This is a genomic window from Pseudomonas sp. HT11 (genome assembly GCF_044875395.1).
In the GTDB taxonomy this organism is placed as follows: Bacteria; Pseudomonadota; Gammaproteobacteria; order Pseudomonadales; family Pseudomonadaceae; genus Aquipseudomonas.
This window is the reverse complement of sequence record NZ_CP173217.1, coordinates 4,346,664-4,364,015: the sequence shown is the minus strand read 5'-3', so window position 1 is coordinate 4,364,015 and position 17,352 is coordinate 4,346,664. Positions and strand designations below refer to the sequence as shown.

Here is a 17,352-nt window from a genome sequence, read left to right as displayed (position 1 = left end):
AGCCAGGTCTAAGGCTTGCCGGCGTTGCTGCGAATCAGCGCGCGCAAGGCAAAACGGTTGGGGTGGCAAGCTTCGGCCACGCTGCTGGGCAAGGGCAAGGGTTCGGCGTCCAGCCAGGCTGCCAGCAGTTCGGCGCACAGCGGCGCGGTGACCAGGCCACGTGAGCCATGGCCGCTGTTGATGTAAACGCCGTCCAGCCATGGGCAGGGTGTGGACGGCACGTGGCGAGCGTCCTTGCGCAGGACCGCGTAGGCCTGGTCGAACGCCTCGCGTTCGGCCAGCGGCCCGACAATCGGCAGGTAGTCGGGGCTGGTGCAGCGGAAGGCGGCGCGGCCTTCCAGGTGCTCGGCAGAGCAGGCATCGGCGCCGAGACGGTCGGCCAGGTCGAGGGAGATTTCCCGCAGCATCTCCAGATTACCGGCGTGCTCGGCGGCAGTGGGCGTCAGGTCGTCGCTCTTGAAGTCGAAGCTGGCGCCCAGGGTGTGTTCACCCAGGCGCGCAGGGGCGACATAGCCTTCGGCGCACACCACGGTGGCCAGCGCCTGGCTCGCCGTCGTTTCTGCCAGCCGTGTGATCTGCCCGCGAATGCGTTTGAGCGGCAGGTCGGCACTGAACGCAAACCGCTTGATCTCGGCGGCACCTGCCAGCACCACCACGCTCGCGCTCGCCAGCAGGCTGTCGCCGGCCAGGGCTTGCCATTGACCGTCAACGCGCTGCAACTCGAGGGCTTCGTGATGAGGCAGCACGTCGATCAACGGGTGCTGCGCTTGCCATTGGCATAATGCCGGCGGGTGCACCCAGCCGCCCTCGGGGTAAAACAGCCCGCCGTGTTCGAGCGCCACGCCGGCGCGTGCCTGGGCTTGAGCCTGGTCAAGCAGGTGCAGCAGGCCCGGCGCAAACGCGGCGGCCAGTTGGGCCTGGCGCTCGGCTTCCTTGGCGTTGAAGGCCAGTTGCAGCACGCCGCAACCGTCCCAATCGACGCCGCGGTGCAGGTGCTCAAGCAAGCGTCGCGTGTGGCCGAAACCGCTGAGGATCAGTTGCGAAAGCGCCGTGCCATGAGCCGAGAGCTTGAGGTAAAGCACGCCTTGCGGGTTGCCCGACGCTTCCTGGGCCAGGGCGCCGTGGCGCTCCAGCAGGCTCACGCGCCAGCCACGTGCCGCCAGGCTGGCCGCGGTGGCGCACCCGGCCAGGCCGCCGCCGATCACCAGGGCGCTGCGCTCACCAGGCACCGGCGCCGGGCGGGCGAACCACGGTTTGCTGTGGGCCGGTGGCGGCGTTTCGGCCGGCCAACCGAGGAATTCACCGCGCAGGATCTCCCACTTATGCCCGATGCCTGGCGTGCGTTTCATCTTGAACCCGGCGGCGTTGATCAGCCGGCGTACCCAGCCGGTGCTGGTGAAGGTGCTGATGGTCGAGCCAGGTGCCGCCAGGCGGGCCAGTTCGGCAAACAGTTCGGCGGTCCACATCTCGGGATTTTTTGCCGGGGCGAAGCCGTCGAGAAACCACGCATCGACCTGGGCATCCAGTTGCGGCAACTGCTCCAGGGCATCGCCGATCAACAGGGTCAGCGTCACGCGGCCGTTATCCAGCACCAGCCGCTGGAAGCCTGGGTGGATGGCAATGTAGTGCGCCAGCAGTTGCTCGGCGAAGGGCGCAAGCTCTGGCCAGAGGGCGAGGGCGCGTTGCAGGTCGGCGTGGCTCAGCGGGTACTTTTCCACGCTGACAAAATGCAGGCGCGCGCCCGCCACCGCGTGCTGTTCGAACAGCTGCCAGGCGCACAGAAAATTCAAGCCGGTGCCAAACCCTGTTTCGCCGATCACCAGCCGCCCGTTCACCGGCAGGGCGGCAAAGCGCGCCTGCAAACGGTTCTGTTCGAGGAACACGTAGCGGGTTTCTTCAAGGCCCGACTGGTCGGAAAAATACACATCGTCGAAGACCCGCGAGTGCGGGCGACCTTGGTCGTCCCAGTCGAGCTGGGCGTGGGTGATGGGGGTCATGGGCGGCTCATAAAATAACAGCGGGCAACAGCAAGGCGGCCATTCTAGCTGATCAATGGGCTTTGAATTGACCCACGGCACGTTGGCGTGGAATTTCCTCCCGCGCGTTGTTGCCCAATCCGCTAGTCTTGATCCATCTTGAAACGGAGCTGCCCATGTTCGAATCCGCCGAAATCGGTCACGCCATCGACAAAGACACCTATGAAGCCGAAGTGCCGGCCCTGCGCGAAGCGTTGCTGGAAGTGCAGTACGAGCTGCAGCAGCAGAAGCGCTTCCCGGTGATTATCTTGATCAACGGCATTGAGGGCGCCGGCAAGGGCGAGACCGTCAAGCTGCTCAACGAATGGATGGACCCGCGCCTGATCGAAGTGCGCACCTTTGACCAGCAGACCGACGAAGAACTGGCGCGCCCACCGGCCTGGCGCTACTGGCGGCAATTGCCGGCCAAAGGCCGCATGGGCATTTTTTTCGGCAATTGGTACAGCCAGATGCTGCAAAGCCGTGTGCACGGCGAGATCAAGGATGCACGCCTGGACCAGGCCATCGCCGGTGCCGAGCGCCTGGAAAAGATGCTCTGCGACGAAGGTGCGCTGATCTTCAAGTTCTGGTTCCACCTGTCCAAGAAACAGATGAAAGCGCGGCTCAAGGCGTTGGCCGATGACCCGCTGCACAGCTGGCGCATCAGCCCGCTGGACTGGCAGCAGTCCCAGACCTACGACAAATTTGTGCATTTTGGTGAGCGCATCCTGCGCCGCACCAGCCGCGACTATGCGCCGTGGCATGTGATCGAAGGCGTTGACGCGCACTACCGCAGCCTCACCGTGGGCAAGATCCTGCTCGAAAGCCTGCAAAATGCGCTGAAGTTGCCCAAGGGCAAGGCCAGCGGCATGAACCCGGCGCCGTTGTTGGCCTCGGTGGATCAGAAGAGCCTGCTCGACAGCCTCGACATGACTTTGAGCCTGGACAAGGACGATTACGAAGAACAGCTGATCACCGAGCAGGCGCGTTTCTCCGGCCTGATGCGTGACAAGCGCATGCGCAAGCACGCGCTGGTTACCGTGTTCGAAGGCAACGATGCGGCGGGCAAGGGCGGGGCGATCCGGCGTGTGGCGGCGGCGCTGGACCCGCGTCAGTACCACATCGTGCCGATTGCCGCGCCGAGTGAAGACGAGCGTGCCCAACCGTACCTGTGGCGGTTCTGGCAGAAGATTCCGGCGCGCGGCATGTTCACGGTGTTCGACCGCTCGTGGTACGGGCGCGTGCTGGTGGAGCGCATCGAAGGTTTCTGCACCCCGGCGGACTGGATGCGCGCCTATGGCGAGATCAATGACTTTGAAGAGCAGCTGCGCGACGCCGGTGTGATCGTGGTCAAGTTCTGGCTGGCGATTGACAAGGACACCCAGTTGGAGCGCTTCCAGGCCCGCGAGAACATCCCGTTCAAGCGCTTCAAGATCACCGAAGACGACTGGCGCAACCGCGACAAGTGGGACGCCTACCGTGCCGCCGTGGGCGATATGGTCGACCGTACCAGCACTGAAGTCTCGCCCTGGACGCTGGTGGAAGCCAACGACAAGCGCTGGGCGCGGGTCAAGGTATTGCGCACCATCAACCGCGCGCTGGAAGAGGCGTTCGACAAAACCGACAAGCACGACAAGAAGAAAAAGAAAAAATAGCGTTGGCGGGCGCTGACCTGTGGCTGGCAGGCTTTTTGTGGTGAGCAGGCTCTTTGTGGTGAGCAGGCTTGCCCTGCGTTGGGCTGCGAAGCGGCCCCATCGTCGGTTAATGCGTTCTAAATGAAAGAACGCGGCGTCTGGATCAGGGCCGCTTCGCGCCCCAACGCAGGGCAAGCCTGCTCGCCACAACCAGCGTGTCCGCCACAACATCCCACTTGGCAGAACCAGCCTGCTCATTGCCATGCTTTTGTATAGGCGGGGTGAATGATCATCGCGGTGGGGAGGGCCTGGATTTATCCTCGGTTGATCTCCCAACAACGACAAGATCGAGGTAGCCCATGCGTGAAGTAGTGATCGTCGACAGTGTGCGAACCGGCCTGGCCAAATCCTTTCGTGGCAAGTTCAACCAGACCCGTCCGGACGACATGGCGGCCCATTGCGTGAATGCACTGCTGAGCCGCAATGGCATCGACCCGGCGACGGTCGAGGATTGCATCGTCGGTGCCGGTTCCAATGAAGGCGCGCAGGGCTACAACATCGGGCGCAATGTGGCAGTGCTCTCGCAATTGGGCACAGGCACGGCCGGCATGACCCTCAACCGCTTCTGCTCCTCGGGCTTGCAGGCGATCGCGATCGCGGCCAACCAGATCGCTTCGGGTTGCAGCGACATCATCGTCGCCGGTGGCGTCGAATCGATCAGCCTGACCCTCAAAAGCGTCAACACCGACAACCTGATCAACCCGCTGCTGAAAGAGCAAGTGCCGGGCATCTACTTCCCGATGGGCCAGACCGCCGAAATCGTCGCGCGTCGCTATAACGTCAGCCGCGAAGCGCAGGACCGTTACGCCTTGCAGAGCCAGCAGCGCACCGCGCAGGCTCAGGCTGACGGTTTGTTCGACGATGAAATCGTGCCGATGCCGGTCACCTACAAGGTTGAGGACAAGCATACCGGCGCGGTTCAGATCCTTGAAGGCGTGGTGGATCGCGATGACTGCAACCGCCCGGACACCACGCTGGCCAGCCTGCAAGGGCTCAACCCCGTGTTTGCCGAAGACGGTTCGGTGACGGCTGGCAACTCCTCGCAGCTTTCCGATGGCGCGTCGATGACACTGGTGATGAGCCTGGAAAAGGCCCTGGCACTGGGGCTCAAGCCCAAGGCGTTTTTCCGCGGGTTTACCGTGGCCGGTTGCGAGCCGGACGAGATGGGCATTGGCCCGGTGTTCTCGGTGCCCAAGTTGCTCAAGGCCAAGGGCTTGCAGGTCGCGGATATCGACCTGTGGGAACTCAACGAGGCGTTTGCCTCGCAGTGCCTGTATGCGCGTGACCGCCTGGAGATCGACAACGCCAAATACAACGTCAATGGCGGCTCGATTTCCATCGGGCATCCGTTCGGCATGACCGGTTCGCGACAAGTCGGGCATTTGGTGCGCGAGCTGCAACGGCGCAACCTGCGTTACGGCATCGTCACCATGTGCGTGGGCGGCGGCATGGGCGCCACTGGGCTCTTCGAAGCCGTACGCTAGATCCCACTGAAGAAACCCGGCTTAAAAATGTGGGAGCGGGCTTGCCCGCGAAAGCGGTGTATCAGTCAACACAGGCAAGGCTGACCCACCGTGTTCGCGAGCAAGCCCGCTCCCACATTTGAATTGTGCCGTATCCCAATTCGTGCGCTTGCCCCTAGAATGCCCGTTCCACTTCCTCAGGCATTCGGGGCACTCATGCACATCTCTTCCGGCCGCTGGGTCTATGGCTTTGGCTTGACCCTGCTGACCGCGTTCCTGTGGGGCATCCTGCCGATCAAACTCAAACAAGTGCTGCGGGTGATGGACCCGGTCACCGTCACCTGGTTTCGCCTGGTTGTCGCCGGTAGCTGCTTGTTTATCTACTTGGCCCTCACCCAGCGCCTGCCCAGCCGCAAAGTGCTCGGCCCCAAGGGCGGTTGGCTGGTAGCCATGGCGGTGTGCGGGCTGGTGGGCAATTACGTGTTGTACCTGGTAGGCCTGAAAATGCTCAGCCCCGGCACGGCCCAGTTGGTGGTGCAGATGGGACCGATCTTTCTGATGGTCGCCAGCGTGTTTGTGTTCAAGGAGCGTTTCAGCCTGGGGCAGGGTGTAGGCCTGGTGGTGTTGATCATCGGCTTCGGGCTGTTCTTCAACCAACGCCTGGTGGAAATGCTCACGTCCCTGGGCACCTACACCGCCGGGGTGCTGACGATTCTGCTCGCCACTACCACCTGGGTGTTTTACGCCTTGGGCCAGAAGCAGTTGCTGACGGTATGGAATTCGCTGCAGGTGATGATGGTGATCTACCTGTCGTGCGCCGCGCTGCTCACGCCGTGGGCGCATCCGCTGGAGGCGCTGCAGTTGAGCCCGCTGCAAGGCTGGCTGTTGCTGGCGTGCTGCATGAATACGCTGGTGGCTTACGGCGCGTTTGCCGAGGCGTTGGCGCATTGGGAGGCCTCGCGGGTCAGTGCGACGTTGGCGCTGACGCCGTTGGTGACGTTTGTGGCAGTAGCGTTGGCAGCGTGGTTATGGCCGGCGTTCGTGCAGGCCGAAGAGATCAACGCCTTAGGCTATGTCGGGGCGCTGGTGGTGGTGCTGGGGTCGGCGACGGTGGCGCTGGCGCCGTCGTTGCTGGCGGGGCTCAGGGCTCGGCGGGTGCGGCTGGCGTCTTGATGCCTGGCGTGGCGGCCGGGTCATCGCCGCGGCTTTAGGGGGGAAAGCGGTGTAAATGTGGGAGCTGGCTTGCCTGCGATGGTGGCCTCTGGGGCAACCCGTATCTCGCTGACGCAACACTGTTAACTGTGGGAGCGGGCTTGCTCGCGAAGGCGGCATGTCAGTTGGCTGGGATATCTAGTCGGCGTACATATCCATTTCTGCGGTAACGGCTGCTATTGGTTCCGCTCTTACAGCGGCTCACTTTTGGAAGGACCGGAATGCCGGCCCAGCCAAAAGTAAGCAAAAGGTCCTCGCCCCACCACTCGGCACCTCGCCTAGGCTCGGCGTGCGGCCAGCGTGGTTAACGGGGCGCCTTAGATCACAAGCAGATCAAAAACCTGAGGTTAGTGGCCGGCTTCGAGCATGTTTTCCGGGCGTACCCACTGGTCGAACTCTTCATCAGTCAAGAAGCCCAGCGCCAGCGCGGCTTCACGTAGCGTCAGGCCCTCGGCATACGCCTTCTTGGCGATCTGCGCCGACTTATCGTAGCCAATGTGCGGGTTGAGTGCGGTCACCAGCATCAGGCCGCGTTCCAGGTGTTCGGCCATTTGTTCTGCATCCGGCTCAAGGCCGGCAATGCAGTGTTCCTGGAAGTTGTTGCAACCGTCGGCCAGCAGGCGGATCGATTCCAGCAGATTGTGGATGATCACCGGCTTGTACACGTTCAACTGCAAGTGCCCCTGGCTGGCGGCAATGCCGATGGTCACGTCATTGCCCAGCACCTGGCAGGCCAGCATCGACAGCGCTTCGCATTGGGTCGGGTTGACCTTGCCCGGCATGATCGAACTGCCCGGCTCGTTGGCTGGCAACTTGACCTCGGCCAACCCGGCGCGCGGGCCGGAGCCGAGCAGGCGCAGGTCGTTGGCGATTTTCATCAACGCCACGGCCAGGGTTTTCAGCGCGCCGTGCAGGGTTACCAGCGGCTCGTGGCCGGAGAGGGCGGCGAATTTGTTCGGGGCGGTCACAAAGGGCAGCCCCGACAAGGCGGCCAACTCGGCAGCAATCGCCTCGCCAAAGCCGTGGGGCGAGTTGAGCCCGGTGCCGACGGCGGTGCCGCCCTGGGCCAGTTCGCACACCGGGGGCAGGGCGCTGCGGATCGCGCGTTCGGCGTAGTCGAGCTGGGCGATAAACGCCGAGACTTCCTGGCCAAAAGTGATTGGCGTGGCGTCCATCATGTGGGTGCGGCCGGTCTTGACCAGTTTCATGTGCCGCGCCGACAGTTCCGCCAGCCCACCCGAGAGGTTGGTGATCGCCGGCAGCAGTTGCGTGTTGATCGCCTGCACCGTCGCGATGCTCATGGCGGTGGGGAAGCAGTCGTTGGAGCTTTGGGAGCGGTTGACATGATCGTTCGGGTGCACCGGGCTTTTGCCGCCGCGGGTCTGGCCCGACAGTTCGTTGGCGCGGCCGGCGATCACTTCGTTGGCGTTCATGTTGCTCTGGGTGCCGCTGCCGGTCTGCCAGACCACCAGTGGGAACTGGTCGTCATGCTGACCGTCGAGCACTTCATCGGCGGCCTGTTCGATCAGGCGGGCGATATCGGCAGGCAAGTCGCCGTTGCGATCGTTGACCCGCGCCGCTGCTTTCTTGATCAGGGCCAGGGCATGCAGCACGGCCAAAGGCATGCGTTGCTCGCCGATGGCGAAATTCACCAGCGAGCGTTGGGTCTGCGCGCCCCAGTAAGCGTCATCCGGGACATGCACTTCTCCCAGGCTGTCGGTTTCGATACGGCTCATCGGGCACACTCCTTCAGGTTCGTTTGCGCAGTTTAGGCCGTGATAGGCCTTGGGGGTTCCATAAAAGACTTTTCATCGCAGGCAAGTCCTGCAAATCCAGGCCGAACAAGGCCTGGGGTTGAGCCGCGAGGTTTTTTAGGCGCAGAATGGTCGCCCTTGGGGTCTTACCTCGCCTGCTAGAAAAGGAAACTCGATGACTCGTCTTCGTGCCATCTGTACCGCGGTTGCTCTGGTTTGCGCCAGCGGCCAAGTTTTTGCCGATACCGCCAGCCATAACGCCAGTGCCGAAGCCTTCCTTACCCTGGCCCACGCTGACAAGCTGGGTACCCCGGTGTACATGCAAGTGCAGCAAATGTTCGCCCAGCGTTTCGAACAGACCAAGGCGCCTGCCGCCAAGCAGTCCGTACTGGACAGCTACCAGGCCAAGGCCAACGCCGCGCTGGACCAAGCCATCGGCTGGCCGAAGCTGAAGCCGGACATGGTCAAGCTCTACACCACCAACTTCAGCGAATCCGAACTTAAGGATCTGGTTGCCTTCTACCAGTCGCCACTGGGTAAAAAAGTCCTGGAAAAAATGCCGCAACTGACCCAGCAATCGGCCCAGATGACCCAGGCCAAGCTGGAAAGCGCTGTGCCGGTAGTCAACAAGCTGTTGGAAGACATGACCAACGAGCTGGCGCCAAAAGCCGCCGCACCGGCCAAGAAGAAGTAAGCAGGAATGACCATGCAACAGCGTATCGAAACGGCGCTCGCCGCCCTGAGCCCGCAACACGTGAGCGTGCTGGACGAAAGCCATATGCACAGCCGTGGGTTGCAGACCCACTTCAAGGCCGTGCTGGTCAGCCAGCAGTTCGAAGGGCTTAACCGCGTCAAGCGCCATCAGACGGTCTACGCCACGCTGGGTGACCTGATGAGCGAGTTTCATGCGTTGGCGCTGCATACCTACACGCCTGAAGAATGGGCGAAAATCGACGCAGCCCCGGCCTCGCCGACCTGCGCCGGAGGGCATTGAAGCAGCCACAAGTTGTCAGCTGCACGCGACAAGATTAGAGCCCTCGCAGCTGCCTTCTTGCTACAATCCCCAACGCGCCGCCTAGTCGGCGCGTTTTTTTTGCTTTTACTTGCAGCTTGCGGCTAAAAAACCCAGCTGCCGTTATCCGGTTCACCCCTTACGAGGGTAGCCACCTGGAGAGAACACCCATGACTCAACCGATTGTCGTGGCGGCACTGTATAAGTTCGTCACCCTCGAAGATTACGTCGCCCTGCGCGAGCCACTGCTGCAGGCGATGGTCGACAACGGCATCAAAGGCACGTTGCTGATCGCCGAAGAAGGCATCAACGGCACCGTTTCCGGCAGCCGCGAAGGCATCGATGGCCTGATGGCCTGGCTGAAGAACGACCCACGCATGGACGACATCGACCACAAAGAGTCGTACTGCGATGAGCAGCCGTTCTATCGCACCAAGGTCAAGCTCAAGAAAGAGATCGTGACCCTGGGCGTCGAAGGCGTCGACCCGAACAAAAAAGTCGGCACCTATGTTGACCCGCAGGACTGGAACGCGCTGATCAGCGACCCGGAAGTGCTGTTGATCGACACCCGTAACGATTACGAAGTGTCCATTGGCACCTTTGAAGGCGCGATTGACCCGAAAACTACCAGTTTTCGCGAATTTCCCGACTACATCAAAGCCAACTTCGACCCGGCCAAGCACAAGAAAGTCGCCATGTTCTGCACCGGCGGCATTCGCTGTGAAAAGGCTTCGAGCTACATGCTCAGCGAAGGCTTTGACGAGGTTTACCACCTCAAGGGCGGCATTCTGAAGTACCTCGAAGAGGTGCCGCAGGCAGAGACCAAATGGCAGGGCGACTGCTTTGTGTTCGACAACCGCGTGACCGTGCGCCACGACTTGAGCGAAGGCGACTACGATCAATGTCATGCCTGCCGTACACCGGTGAGCGTCGAAGACCGCGCGTCCGAGCACTATGTGGCTGGCATCAGCTGCCCGCATTGCTGGGATAAGCTGCCGGAGAAGACCCGTCGCAGCGCGATTGACCGGCAAAAGCAGATCGAGCTGGCCAAGGCCCGCAATATGCCGCACCCGATTGGCTTCAACTATAAGCAAACCCCTTCCGAGGCCTGACCCATGCCCGCGCGCCTGCTCTATGTGATGGACCCGATGTGTTCCTGGTGCTGGGGCTTTGCCCCGGTGGCCGAGGCGTTGGTCGAGCAGGCCCAGGCTGCGGGCGTTGAGCTGCACCTGGTGGTGGGTGGTTTGCGCACCGGCAGTGGCGCGGCATTGGAGCCGACCACCCGGCGCTACATCCTTGAGCACTGGCAGGCGGTCACCGAGGCCACCGGTCAGCCGTTCACACGTGAAGGCGCGTTGCCCGATGGTTTTGTCTATGACACCGAGCCCGCGTGCCGCGCCATCGTCACGGCGCGCAGCCTGGCGCCGGATTGCGCGTGGAAGCTGCTGGGGCTGATCCAGCGCGCGTTTTACGTCGAGGGCCGCGATGTGACCCTGGCCAGCGTGCTGGTCGAACTGGCCGAGGAGGCGGGCATCCCGCGTATCGAGTTTGCCGGCGCGTTCGACCGCGCCGAGCAGCACGCCGCGACGGCCGCTGATTTCACCTGGGTGCAGGATTTGGGCATTGCCGGTTTTCCGACCCTTCTGGCGGAGCGTAACGGTCAGTTGGCCTTGTTGACCAACGGCTACCAGCCGCTGTCCGAGCTGTCGCCATTGCTCGCCCGCTGGTTGGAGCGAGCCACCTGTGCATGACCAGCCCGACCGTACCGACCGACTGACCTGGGCGGAAATTCGCCGTCTGGCCCTGCGCCACAAAAAATCGCTGTGGATTGCCAATGGCGTCGCTGTGCTGGCGACATTGTGCAGCGTGCCGATTCCCTTGCTGTTGCCTCTGCTGGTCGACGAAGTGTTGCTGGGCCGTGGCGATGCCGCGCTCAAGGTGATGAACAACGCGTTGCCCCTGGGCTGGCAGAAAGCTGCCGGTTATATCGGCCTGATGTTGTTGGTGACACTGTGCCTGCGTTGCGGCGCACTGGTGTTCAATGTGGTGCAGGCGCGGCTGTTTGCGCGGCTGGCGAAGGACGTTGTCTATCGCATTCGCGTGCGCCTGATCGAGCGGCTCAAGCGCATTTCCCTTGGCGAATACGAAAGCCTGGGCAGCGGCACGGTCACCACGCACCTGGTCACCGACCTGGATACGCTGGACAAATTTGTCGGCGAAACCCTCAGCCGCTTCCTGGTGGCCATGCTCACGCTGGTCGGCACTTCGGCGATTCTGGTGTGGATGCACTGGCAGTTGGCGCTGCTGATCCTGCTGTTCAATCCGCTGGTGATCTACGCCACGGTACAGCTGGGCAAACGCGTCAAACACTTGAAGAAGCTTGAAAACGACAGCACGTCGCGCTTCACCCAGGCGTTGACCGAAACCCTCGACGCGATTCAGGAAGTGCGTGCGGGCAACCGCCAGGGCTTTTTCCTCGGGCGCCTTGGCCAGCGCGCCCAGGAAGTGCGCGACTACGCGATCCACTCCCAATGGAAAACCGACGCCTCCAGCCGTGCCAGTGGCTTGTTGTTTCAGTTTGGCATCGACATCTTCCGCGCTGCGGCGATGCTCACCGTGCTGTTTTCCGACCTGTCCATCGGCCAGATGCTCGCGGTGTTCAGCTACCTGTGGTTCATGATCGGGCCGGTGGAGCAACTGTTGAACCTGCAATACGCTTACTACGCGGCGGGCGGGGCGTTGACGCGGATCAACGAGCTGCTGGCGCGCGCCGACGAGCCGCAGTATGCCGGCGGCGCAGACCCGTTTACCGGGCGTGAGACCGTCGGCATCGAGGTGCGCGGTCTGGATTTCGGCTACGGCGACGAGCTGGTGCTCGACCAGTTGAACCTGGCCATTGCGCCGGGTGAGAAGGTCGCGATTGTCGGCGCCAGTGGCGGCGGCAAAAGTACTCTGGTGCAACTGCTGCTGGGGCTGTATACGCCGCAAGCCGGCAGCATTCGCTTCGGCGGGGCCACCCAGCAGGAAATCGGGCTTGCGACCATCCGCGAAAACGTCGCCGTGGTGCTGCAACACCCGGCGTTGTTCAACGACACCGTGCGCGCCAACCTGACCATGGGGCGTACCCGCAGCGACCAGGCCTGTTGGCAGGCACTGGAAATCGCCCAGTTGGATGCTACCGTCAAGGCACTGCCGTTGGGGCTGGACAGCGTAGTGGGGCGCTCCGGCGTACGCTTTTCCGGCGGTCAGCGTCAACGCCTGGCCATTGCGCGAATGGTGTTGGCCGAGCCCAAAGTGGTGATTCTGGATGAGGCCACGTCCGCCCTGGACGCCGCCACCGAGTACAACCTGCACCAGGCGCTGGCGCGGTTTCTCAGTGGGCGTACTACACTGATCATCGCGCACCGGCTTTCAGCGGTGAAACAGGCTGACCGGGTACTGGTGTTTGATGGTGGGCACATCGCCGAGGATGGCGATCATCAGCAGTTGATCGCTGACGGTGGCCTGTACGCCAAGCTCTACGGACATTTGCAGCAAGTTAGGTGATGTTGGGTTTGCAATGATTGACTCTGGCAGGCACAAGAGTCTCCCCAGGAAATAGCGGCTTTCCTGCGCCGTTCAAGGTTCAGGCGCTGAATCGAGCCGGCGCCCTTGAGCGGATCGAGCGAATTTGGCCAAGATTGTGCTGTCAGGAGCGTTAATCACTCGCCTGTTTTTGGTAGTGCTTGTGCAAGGGACCTCATGAAGCAAAAGCGCACTCTCGGAACGACGTTAAGTACGCCTCGGTTGTTGGGCATCGTCTGGCCGTTTATCGCGGTGGTACTGTTCCAGGCATTGCTGGGTTGCGTCAGCCTTTACATGCTCTCGGCGGTACGCGGTTATGTGGCCGGTGAAAGCCTGTGGTCCAAGGGCCAGAAAGATGCGATCTACTACCTGACCCTTTACGCCGACAACCGCGATCCGGCCACTTACCTCAAATACCAGCAAGCCATCTCAGTGCCCCAGGGCGGGCATGAATTGCGCATTGCCCTCGACCGGCCCACCCCCGACCTGACGGCCGCGCGCCTGGGTATCCTCAAGGGCGGCAACCATCCTGATGACGTTTCCAGCCTGATCTGGCTGTACCTCAACTTCCGCCATTTCAGTTATCTGGAAAAGGCCATCGAGCTGTGGACCGTGGGCGACGGTTACCTGGTGCAACTGGATGACCTGGCGCGCGCCATGCATCGGGCGATCAGCGCTGACCAGGCCAGCAGCACCGACGTGCACGCCTGGAAAACGCGCATCACCGCCATCAACGACGGCGTTACGCCGGCTGCCAAGGCCTTCAGTGATGCTCTGGGCGAGGGCTCGCGGGTCATCCTGCGTCTGCTGTTGATCACTAACCTGGCCACCGCACTGGGCCTGATCGTGCTGGCCCTGCTGCGCACCCACAAGTTGCTGACCCAGCGCCATGCCTTCGCCGATGCCCTGCAGGTGGAGAAGGAGCGAGCGCAGATCACCCTTGAGTCGATCGGCGACGGCGTGATCACCACCGACGTCGACGGCGCCATTGCCTACATGAACCCTGCGGCGGAGGCACTGACTCACTGGCGCTCGGCGCAGGCACAAGGGCTGCCCCTGGCGGCGCTGTTCAAGCTGCTGGACGAAAACGCCGAGCCGGACGGTTTTACGCTGTTGGAGCACATTATCAAGGGCCAGCTCAGTGGTGGCAGCGAACATTCGAAGCTGATCCAGCGCCTGGACGGCAGTACCGTGTCAGTGACGTTGGTGGGCGCGCCGATTCGCAGTGCAGGCAAGGTCAGCGGCGCGGTGCTGGTGCTGCACGACATGACTCAGGAGCGTCAATACATTGCCAACCTCTCCTGGCAAGCGACCCACGATGCGTTGACCGGCCTGGCCAACCGCCGCGAATTCGAGTATCGCCTTGAGCAAGTGCTGCACCCTGCGGGGCGCCAACAAAGCGGACGGCATGCGCTGATGTTCCTCGACCTTGACCAGTTCAAACTGGTCAACGACACCTGCGGTCATGCAGCGGGGGACGAATTGCTGCGTCACATCTGCGCACTGCTGCAATCGGACCTGCGTGAGGGTGACACGCTGGCGCGGCTGGGCGGGGACGAGTTTGGCATTCTGCTGGAGAACTGCCCGGTACCTGTGGCGGAAAAGATCGCCGAGAGCCTGCGCCATACCGTGCAAAGCCTGCATTTTGTGTGGAAGGGGCGGCCCTTCATGACCACCGTCAGTATTGGCCTGGTGCACATTTCGCAAACCCCGACCACGCTGGAAGCCTCGTTACGAGCCGCCGACATGGCGTGCTACATGGCCAAGGAGAAGGGCCGCAACCGTGTGCAGGTCTACCACGCGGATGACTCGGAGTTGTCCGTGCGTTTTGGCGAGATGGCTTGGGTGCAGCGCCTGCACATGGCGTTGGAGGAGAATCGCTTTTGCCTCTACGCGCAGGAAATCTCCCCGCTGGGCCAAACAGATGGCGGCAATGGCCATATTGAAATCCTGCTGCGCCTGCACGACGAGGCGGGCCGGATCATCCTTCCCGACAGTTTTATCCCGGCCGCCGAACGTTACGGTTTAATGACTTCGCTGGACCGCTGGGTGGTGGAGAACGTATTCAAGATCATCGCTCGTTGCATGCACGAGCGTGCGGGCCGACCTATGGCCATGTGTGCGATAAATCTGTCAGGGATAACTATTGGAGATGACGATTTTCTTGGGTTTTTACGTGAGAAATTCGAGACTTACAGCATTCCGCCTGAAATGATTTGTTTTGAAATAACCGAAACCAGCGCTATAGCGAATTTGGGCAGTGCAATTCGCTTTATTAATGAACTCAAAGCCTTAGGTTGCCATTTTTCGCTCGACGATTTTTGCGCCGGAATGTCCTCATTCGCCTATCTGAAACATTTACCTGTAGACTTCCTGAAGATCGATGGAAGTTTCGTAAAGGATATGCTGGACGACCCGATTAACCGCGCTATGGTCGAAGTGATCAACCACATCGGCCATGTCATGGGTAAGCGCACAATTGCCGAGTTTGTTGAAACACCGCAAATCGAACAGGCGTTACTGGAGATAGGTGTGGATTACGCTCAGGGCTACCTGATTGAACGCCCGCAATTGTTTACCTTTGACAGCTTGCAGTGTCGACCTGTGCGGCCGCAGCCTCTGTTATTCAAGGCGCCCGGCACATTCCGCTGAAACTTTGCTGGTCTGTACAATCACACTTAAAAAGGAGCCTTACAGTGATCGACACATTCAACAGAACCGGCCCGCTTATGGAAGCCTCGAGTTACCCCGCCTGGGCGCAGCAATTGATCCAGGACTGTAGCGAGAGCAAGCGCCGAGTTGTCGAGCACGAACTGTATCAGCGCATGCGTGACAACACGCTCAGCGCCAAGACCCTGCGTCACTACCTGATCGGTGGCTGGCCAGTGGTTGAACAGTTTGCCTTGTACATGGCACAAAACCTCACCAAGACCAAGTTTGCCCGTCATCCTGGGGAGGATATGGCGCGCCGGTGGTTGATGCGCAATATTCGCGTGGAGCTCAACCACGCCGACTATTGGGTGCATTGGGCCCGTGCCCACGGCGTCAGCCTGGAAGAACTGCAAGCGCAGAACGTACCGCCTGAACTGCACGCACTGAGCCATTGGTGCTGGCATACCAGCTCGGCCGATTCGTTGATTGTCGCGATTGCCGCCACCAACTACGCGATCGAAGGTGCAACCGGTGAGTGGTCGGCGGTGGTGTGCTCGACCGGTGTTTACGCGGCAGCCTTCCCTGAGGAAGACCGCAAGCGCGCCATGAAGTGGTTGAAGATGCACGCGCAGTATGACGACGCCCACCCATGGGAAGCGCTGGAAATCATCTGCACCCTGGCCGGGACGAACCCCAGCAAAGCCCTGCAGGTAGAGCTGCGTCAGGCGGTGTGCAAGAGCTACGACTACATGTACCTGTTCTTGGAAAGCTGCATGCGGTTGGAGAACGAAAAAGCAAAGGCGCCTGCGGCTACTCGCGAACGTCAGGTTCGCGTCGCCAGCGAGGCGTGATGTAAGCGTGATGGTGGGGTGTTTACCCCGCCATTGCCAAGCGGTTGCGACCTTCGCGCTTGGCCACGTACAAGGCGTTGTCGGCACGGCGCAACAGGCTTTCGGCAGACTCGGCGGCCAACAGCGTCGAACATCCCAGGCTCACTGTGAGTTCTACCCGTGTGGTCTCCGCCCAATAGTCCTGAGCTTGTGCCGCTTTGCGCAGGCGCTCGCCGACCATACCTGCCGCGTCCCGGCCGGTGTTGGAGAGCAGGATCAGAAACTCTTCCCCGCCAAATCGAAACACCATGTCGACATTGCGCAGCTGGCTCTTGATCGCCCCGGCCACAGCGCGCAGGACGGTGTCGCCGGTTGCATGGCCGTGAGTGTCGTTGATCTTCTTGAAGTGATCGATGTCCAGCATCAGCAGGGACAACGGGTTCATGTGCCGCCGGGCCATGTCGATTTCGCGTTGCAGGGTTTGGTCCATGGCCACGCGATTACCGGTTTCGGTCAACGGGTCGCGCAGAGCACTGCGAGTGGCGGCGCGGTAGAGCAGGGCATTGCGCATCGGATAAAGCAAGGTTGCCAGCAGCGCTTCAAGCTGGACCAGTTCGTCTTCCAGCAAGCGTTGATTGCGTCGAAATACCAGCTCGCCCAAGTGCTCACCTTCATGGCTCAAGGCATAGCTCACCGAGTGGTGGCCGCGATGACCAAATTCCAGGCGCAGGTCGCTGGCTTCGTGGCGATACTGCAATGCGTCCAGGGGCACCAGGCGCTGAATCTCGCGAAAGAACAGGCCAAGGATGCGCTGGGGCTCCAGACTGACTTGCAATTGTTGGCTCAATTGCTGACGAAGCTGGGCAAACGACGTCGGTCGACGGGGTGGCAGGAGAGATGGCTGACCAAAACCCAGGCGTTGCAATTTGGCACTGTCGAAGTCAATTGCGTGAGTCTGGGTCGGTGTTTTCATAAGCTATCTGCCTCTAAGCACTTAACTGTCTTACAGGCTGCGTGAGAGTGGCGAGTGCCAAGCGTCTTACTGTTCCTTCAGTTCCGTAAAACATTGGTAACAGTTTAAACCGCTTTACCATGGGTTATAACCCCTGGATACCGCCGCACGTCTTGTCATCGCCTAACCTGCTTGAAAGGGATT

The 17,352-nt window shown here is 61.3% G+C and carries 13 protein-coding genes; 10 read left to right on the top strand and 3 right to left on the bottom strand.

Features of this window, described 5'->3' with window-relative positions:
• Positions 1 to 8: 8 nt before the first annotated feature.
• A complete protein-coding gene (mnmC, locus tag ABWL43_RS20190; protein ID WP_404483922.1) occupies positions 9 to 1,997 on the bottom strand; it encodes a bifunctional tRNA (5-methylaminomethyl-2-thiouridine)(34)-methyltransferase MnmD/FAD-dependent 5-carboxymethylaminomethyl-2-thiouridine(34) oxidoreductase MnmC in 1,989 nt (662 codons plus the stop codon).
• Positions 1,998 to 2,152: 155 nt separating this feature from the next.
• On the opposite strand from mnmC, the gene pap reads away from it, so the two are divergent.
• From pap to ABWL43_RS20175, 3 genes are all read left to right on the top strand, one after another.
• Positions 2,153 to 3,670 (top strand): polyphosphate:AMP phosphotransferase, encoded by a 1,518-nt coding sequence (pap, locus tag ABWL43_RS20185; protein WP_145158741.1) that lies wholly within the window; start codon positions 2,153 to 2,155, stop codon positions 3,668 to 3,670.
• Between the two features lie 338 nt (positions 3,671 to 4,008).
• Positions 4,009 to 5,193 carry a thiolase family protein gene (locus ABWL43_RS20180; protein ID WP_262207924.1) on the top strand — a complete coding sequence of 395 codons (1,185 nt, stop codon included), beginning with the start codon at positions 4,009 to 4,011 and terminating at the stop codon, positions 5,191 to 5,193.
• A 195-nt stretch (positions 5,194 to 5,388) separates the two neighbouring features.
• A complete protein-coding gene (locus tag ABWL43_RS20175; RefSeq protein WP_242195467.1) occupies positions 5,389 to 6,345 on the top strand; it encodes a DMT family transporter in 957 nt (318 codons plus the stop codon).
• 386 nt (positions 6,346 to 6,731) lie between these two features.
• Here ABWL43_RS20175 and ABWL43_RS20170 read toward each other — a convergent pair whose 3' ends face one another.
• A complete protein-coding gene (locus tag ABWL43_RS20170; protein ID WP_242195464.1) occupies positions 6,732 to 8,120 on the bottom strand; it encodes a class II fumarate hydratase in 1,389 nt (462 codons plus the stop codon).
• A 193-nt stretch (positions 8,121 to 8,313) separates the two neighbouring features.
• On the opposite strand from ABWL43_RS20170, the gene ABWL43_RS20165 reads away from it, so the two are divergent.
• The 7 genes from ABWL43_RS20165 to ABWL43_RS20135 all read left to right on the top strand — a co-directional run bounded on the left by ABWL43_RS20165 (position 8,314) and on the right by ABWL43_RS20135 (position 16,217).
• Entirely contained in the window at positions 8,314 to 8,832 is a 519-nt protein-coding gene (locus ABWL43_RS20165) for a DUF2059 domain-containing protein (RefSeq protein ID WP_003175221.1), read from the top strand.
• A gap of 6 nt (positions 8,833 to 8,838) precedes the next feature.
• The gene (locus tag ABWL43_RS20160; RefSeq protein ID WP_262207922.1) at positions 8,839 to 9,132 is read left to right on the top strand and encodes a BolA family transcriptional regulator; all 294 of its coding nucleotides are present in this window, start codon (positions 8,839 to 8,841) and stop codon (positions 9,130 to 9,132) included.
• 188 nt (positions 9,133 to 9,320) lie between these two features.
• Positions 9,321 to 10,262, top strand: a complete 942-nt coding sequence (locus tag ABWL43_RS20155; RefSeq protein ID WP_131700399.1) for a rhodanese-related sulfurtransferase — start codon at positions 9,321 to 9,323, stop codon at positions 10,260 to 10,262.
• Between the two features lie 36 nt (positions 10,263 to 10,298).
• On the top strand, positions 10,299 to 10,901 hold the full coding sequence (locus ABWL43_RS20150) for a DsbA family protein (RefSeq protein ID WP_177410076.1): 603 nt from the start codon (positions 10,299 to 10,301) through the stop codon (positions 10,899 to 10,901).
• Positions 10,894 to 12,696: an ABC transporter ATP-binding protein gene (locus ABWL43_RS20145; protein ID WP_404483917.1), complete on the top strand. Its 1,803-nt coding sequence runs from the start codon at positions 10,894 to 10,896 to the stop codon at positions 12,694 to 12,696. The genes ABWL43_RS20150 and ABWL43_RS20145 overlap by 8 nt, the downstream gene beginning before the upstream one ends.
• A gap of 195 nt (positions 12,697 to 12,891) precedes the next feature.
• The gene (locus ABWL43_RS20140) at positions 12,892 to 15,366 is read left to right on the top strand and encodes an EAL domain-containing protein (RefSeq protein WP_145158729.1); all 2,475 of its coding nucleotides are present in this window, start codon (positions 12,892 to 12,894) and stop codon (positions 15,364 to 15,366) included.
• A gap of 77 nt (positions 15,367 to 15,443) precedes the next feature.
• Positions 15,444 to 16,217 carry a TenA family transcriptional regulator gene (locus ABWL43_RS20135; RefSeq protein WP_372241439.1) on the top strand — a complete coding sequence of 258 codons (774 nt, stop codon included), beginning with the start codon at positions 15,444 to 15,446 and terminating at the stop codon, positions 16,215 to 16,217.
• 22 nt (positions 16,218 to 16,239) lie between these two features.
• Here the strand turns inward: ABWL43_RS20135 and ABWL43_RS20130 are convergent, their stop codons facing one another.
• On the bottom strand, positions 16,240 to 17,169 hold the full coding sequence (locus ABWL43_RS20130; RefSeq protein ID WP_145158725.1) for a GGDEF domain-containing protein: 930 nt from the start codon (positions 17,167 to 17,169) through the stop codon (positions 16,240 to 16,242).
• Between the last annotated feature and the right edge of the window lie 183 nt (positions 17,170 to 17,352).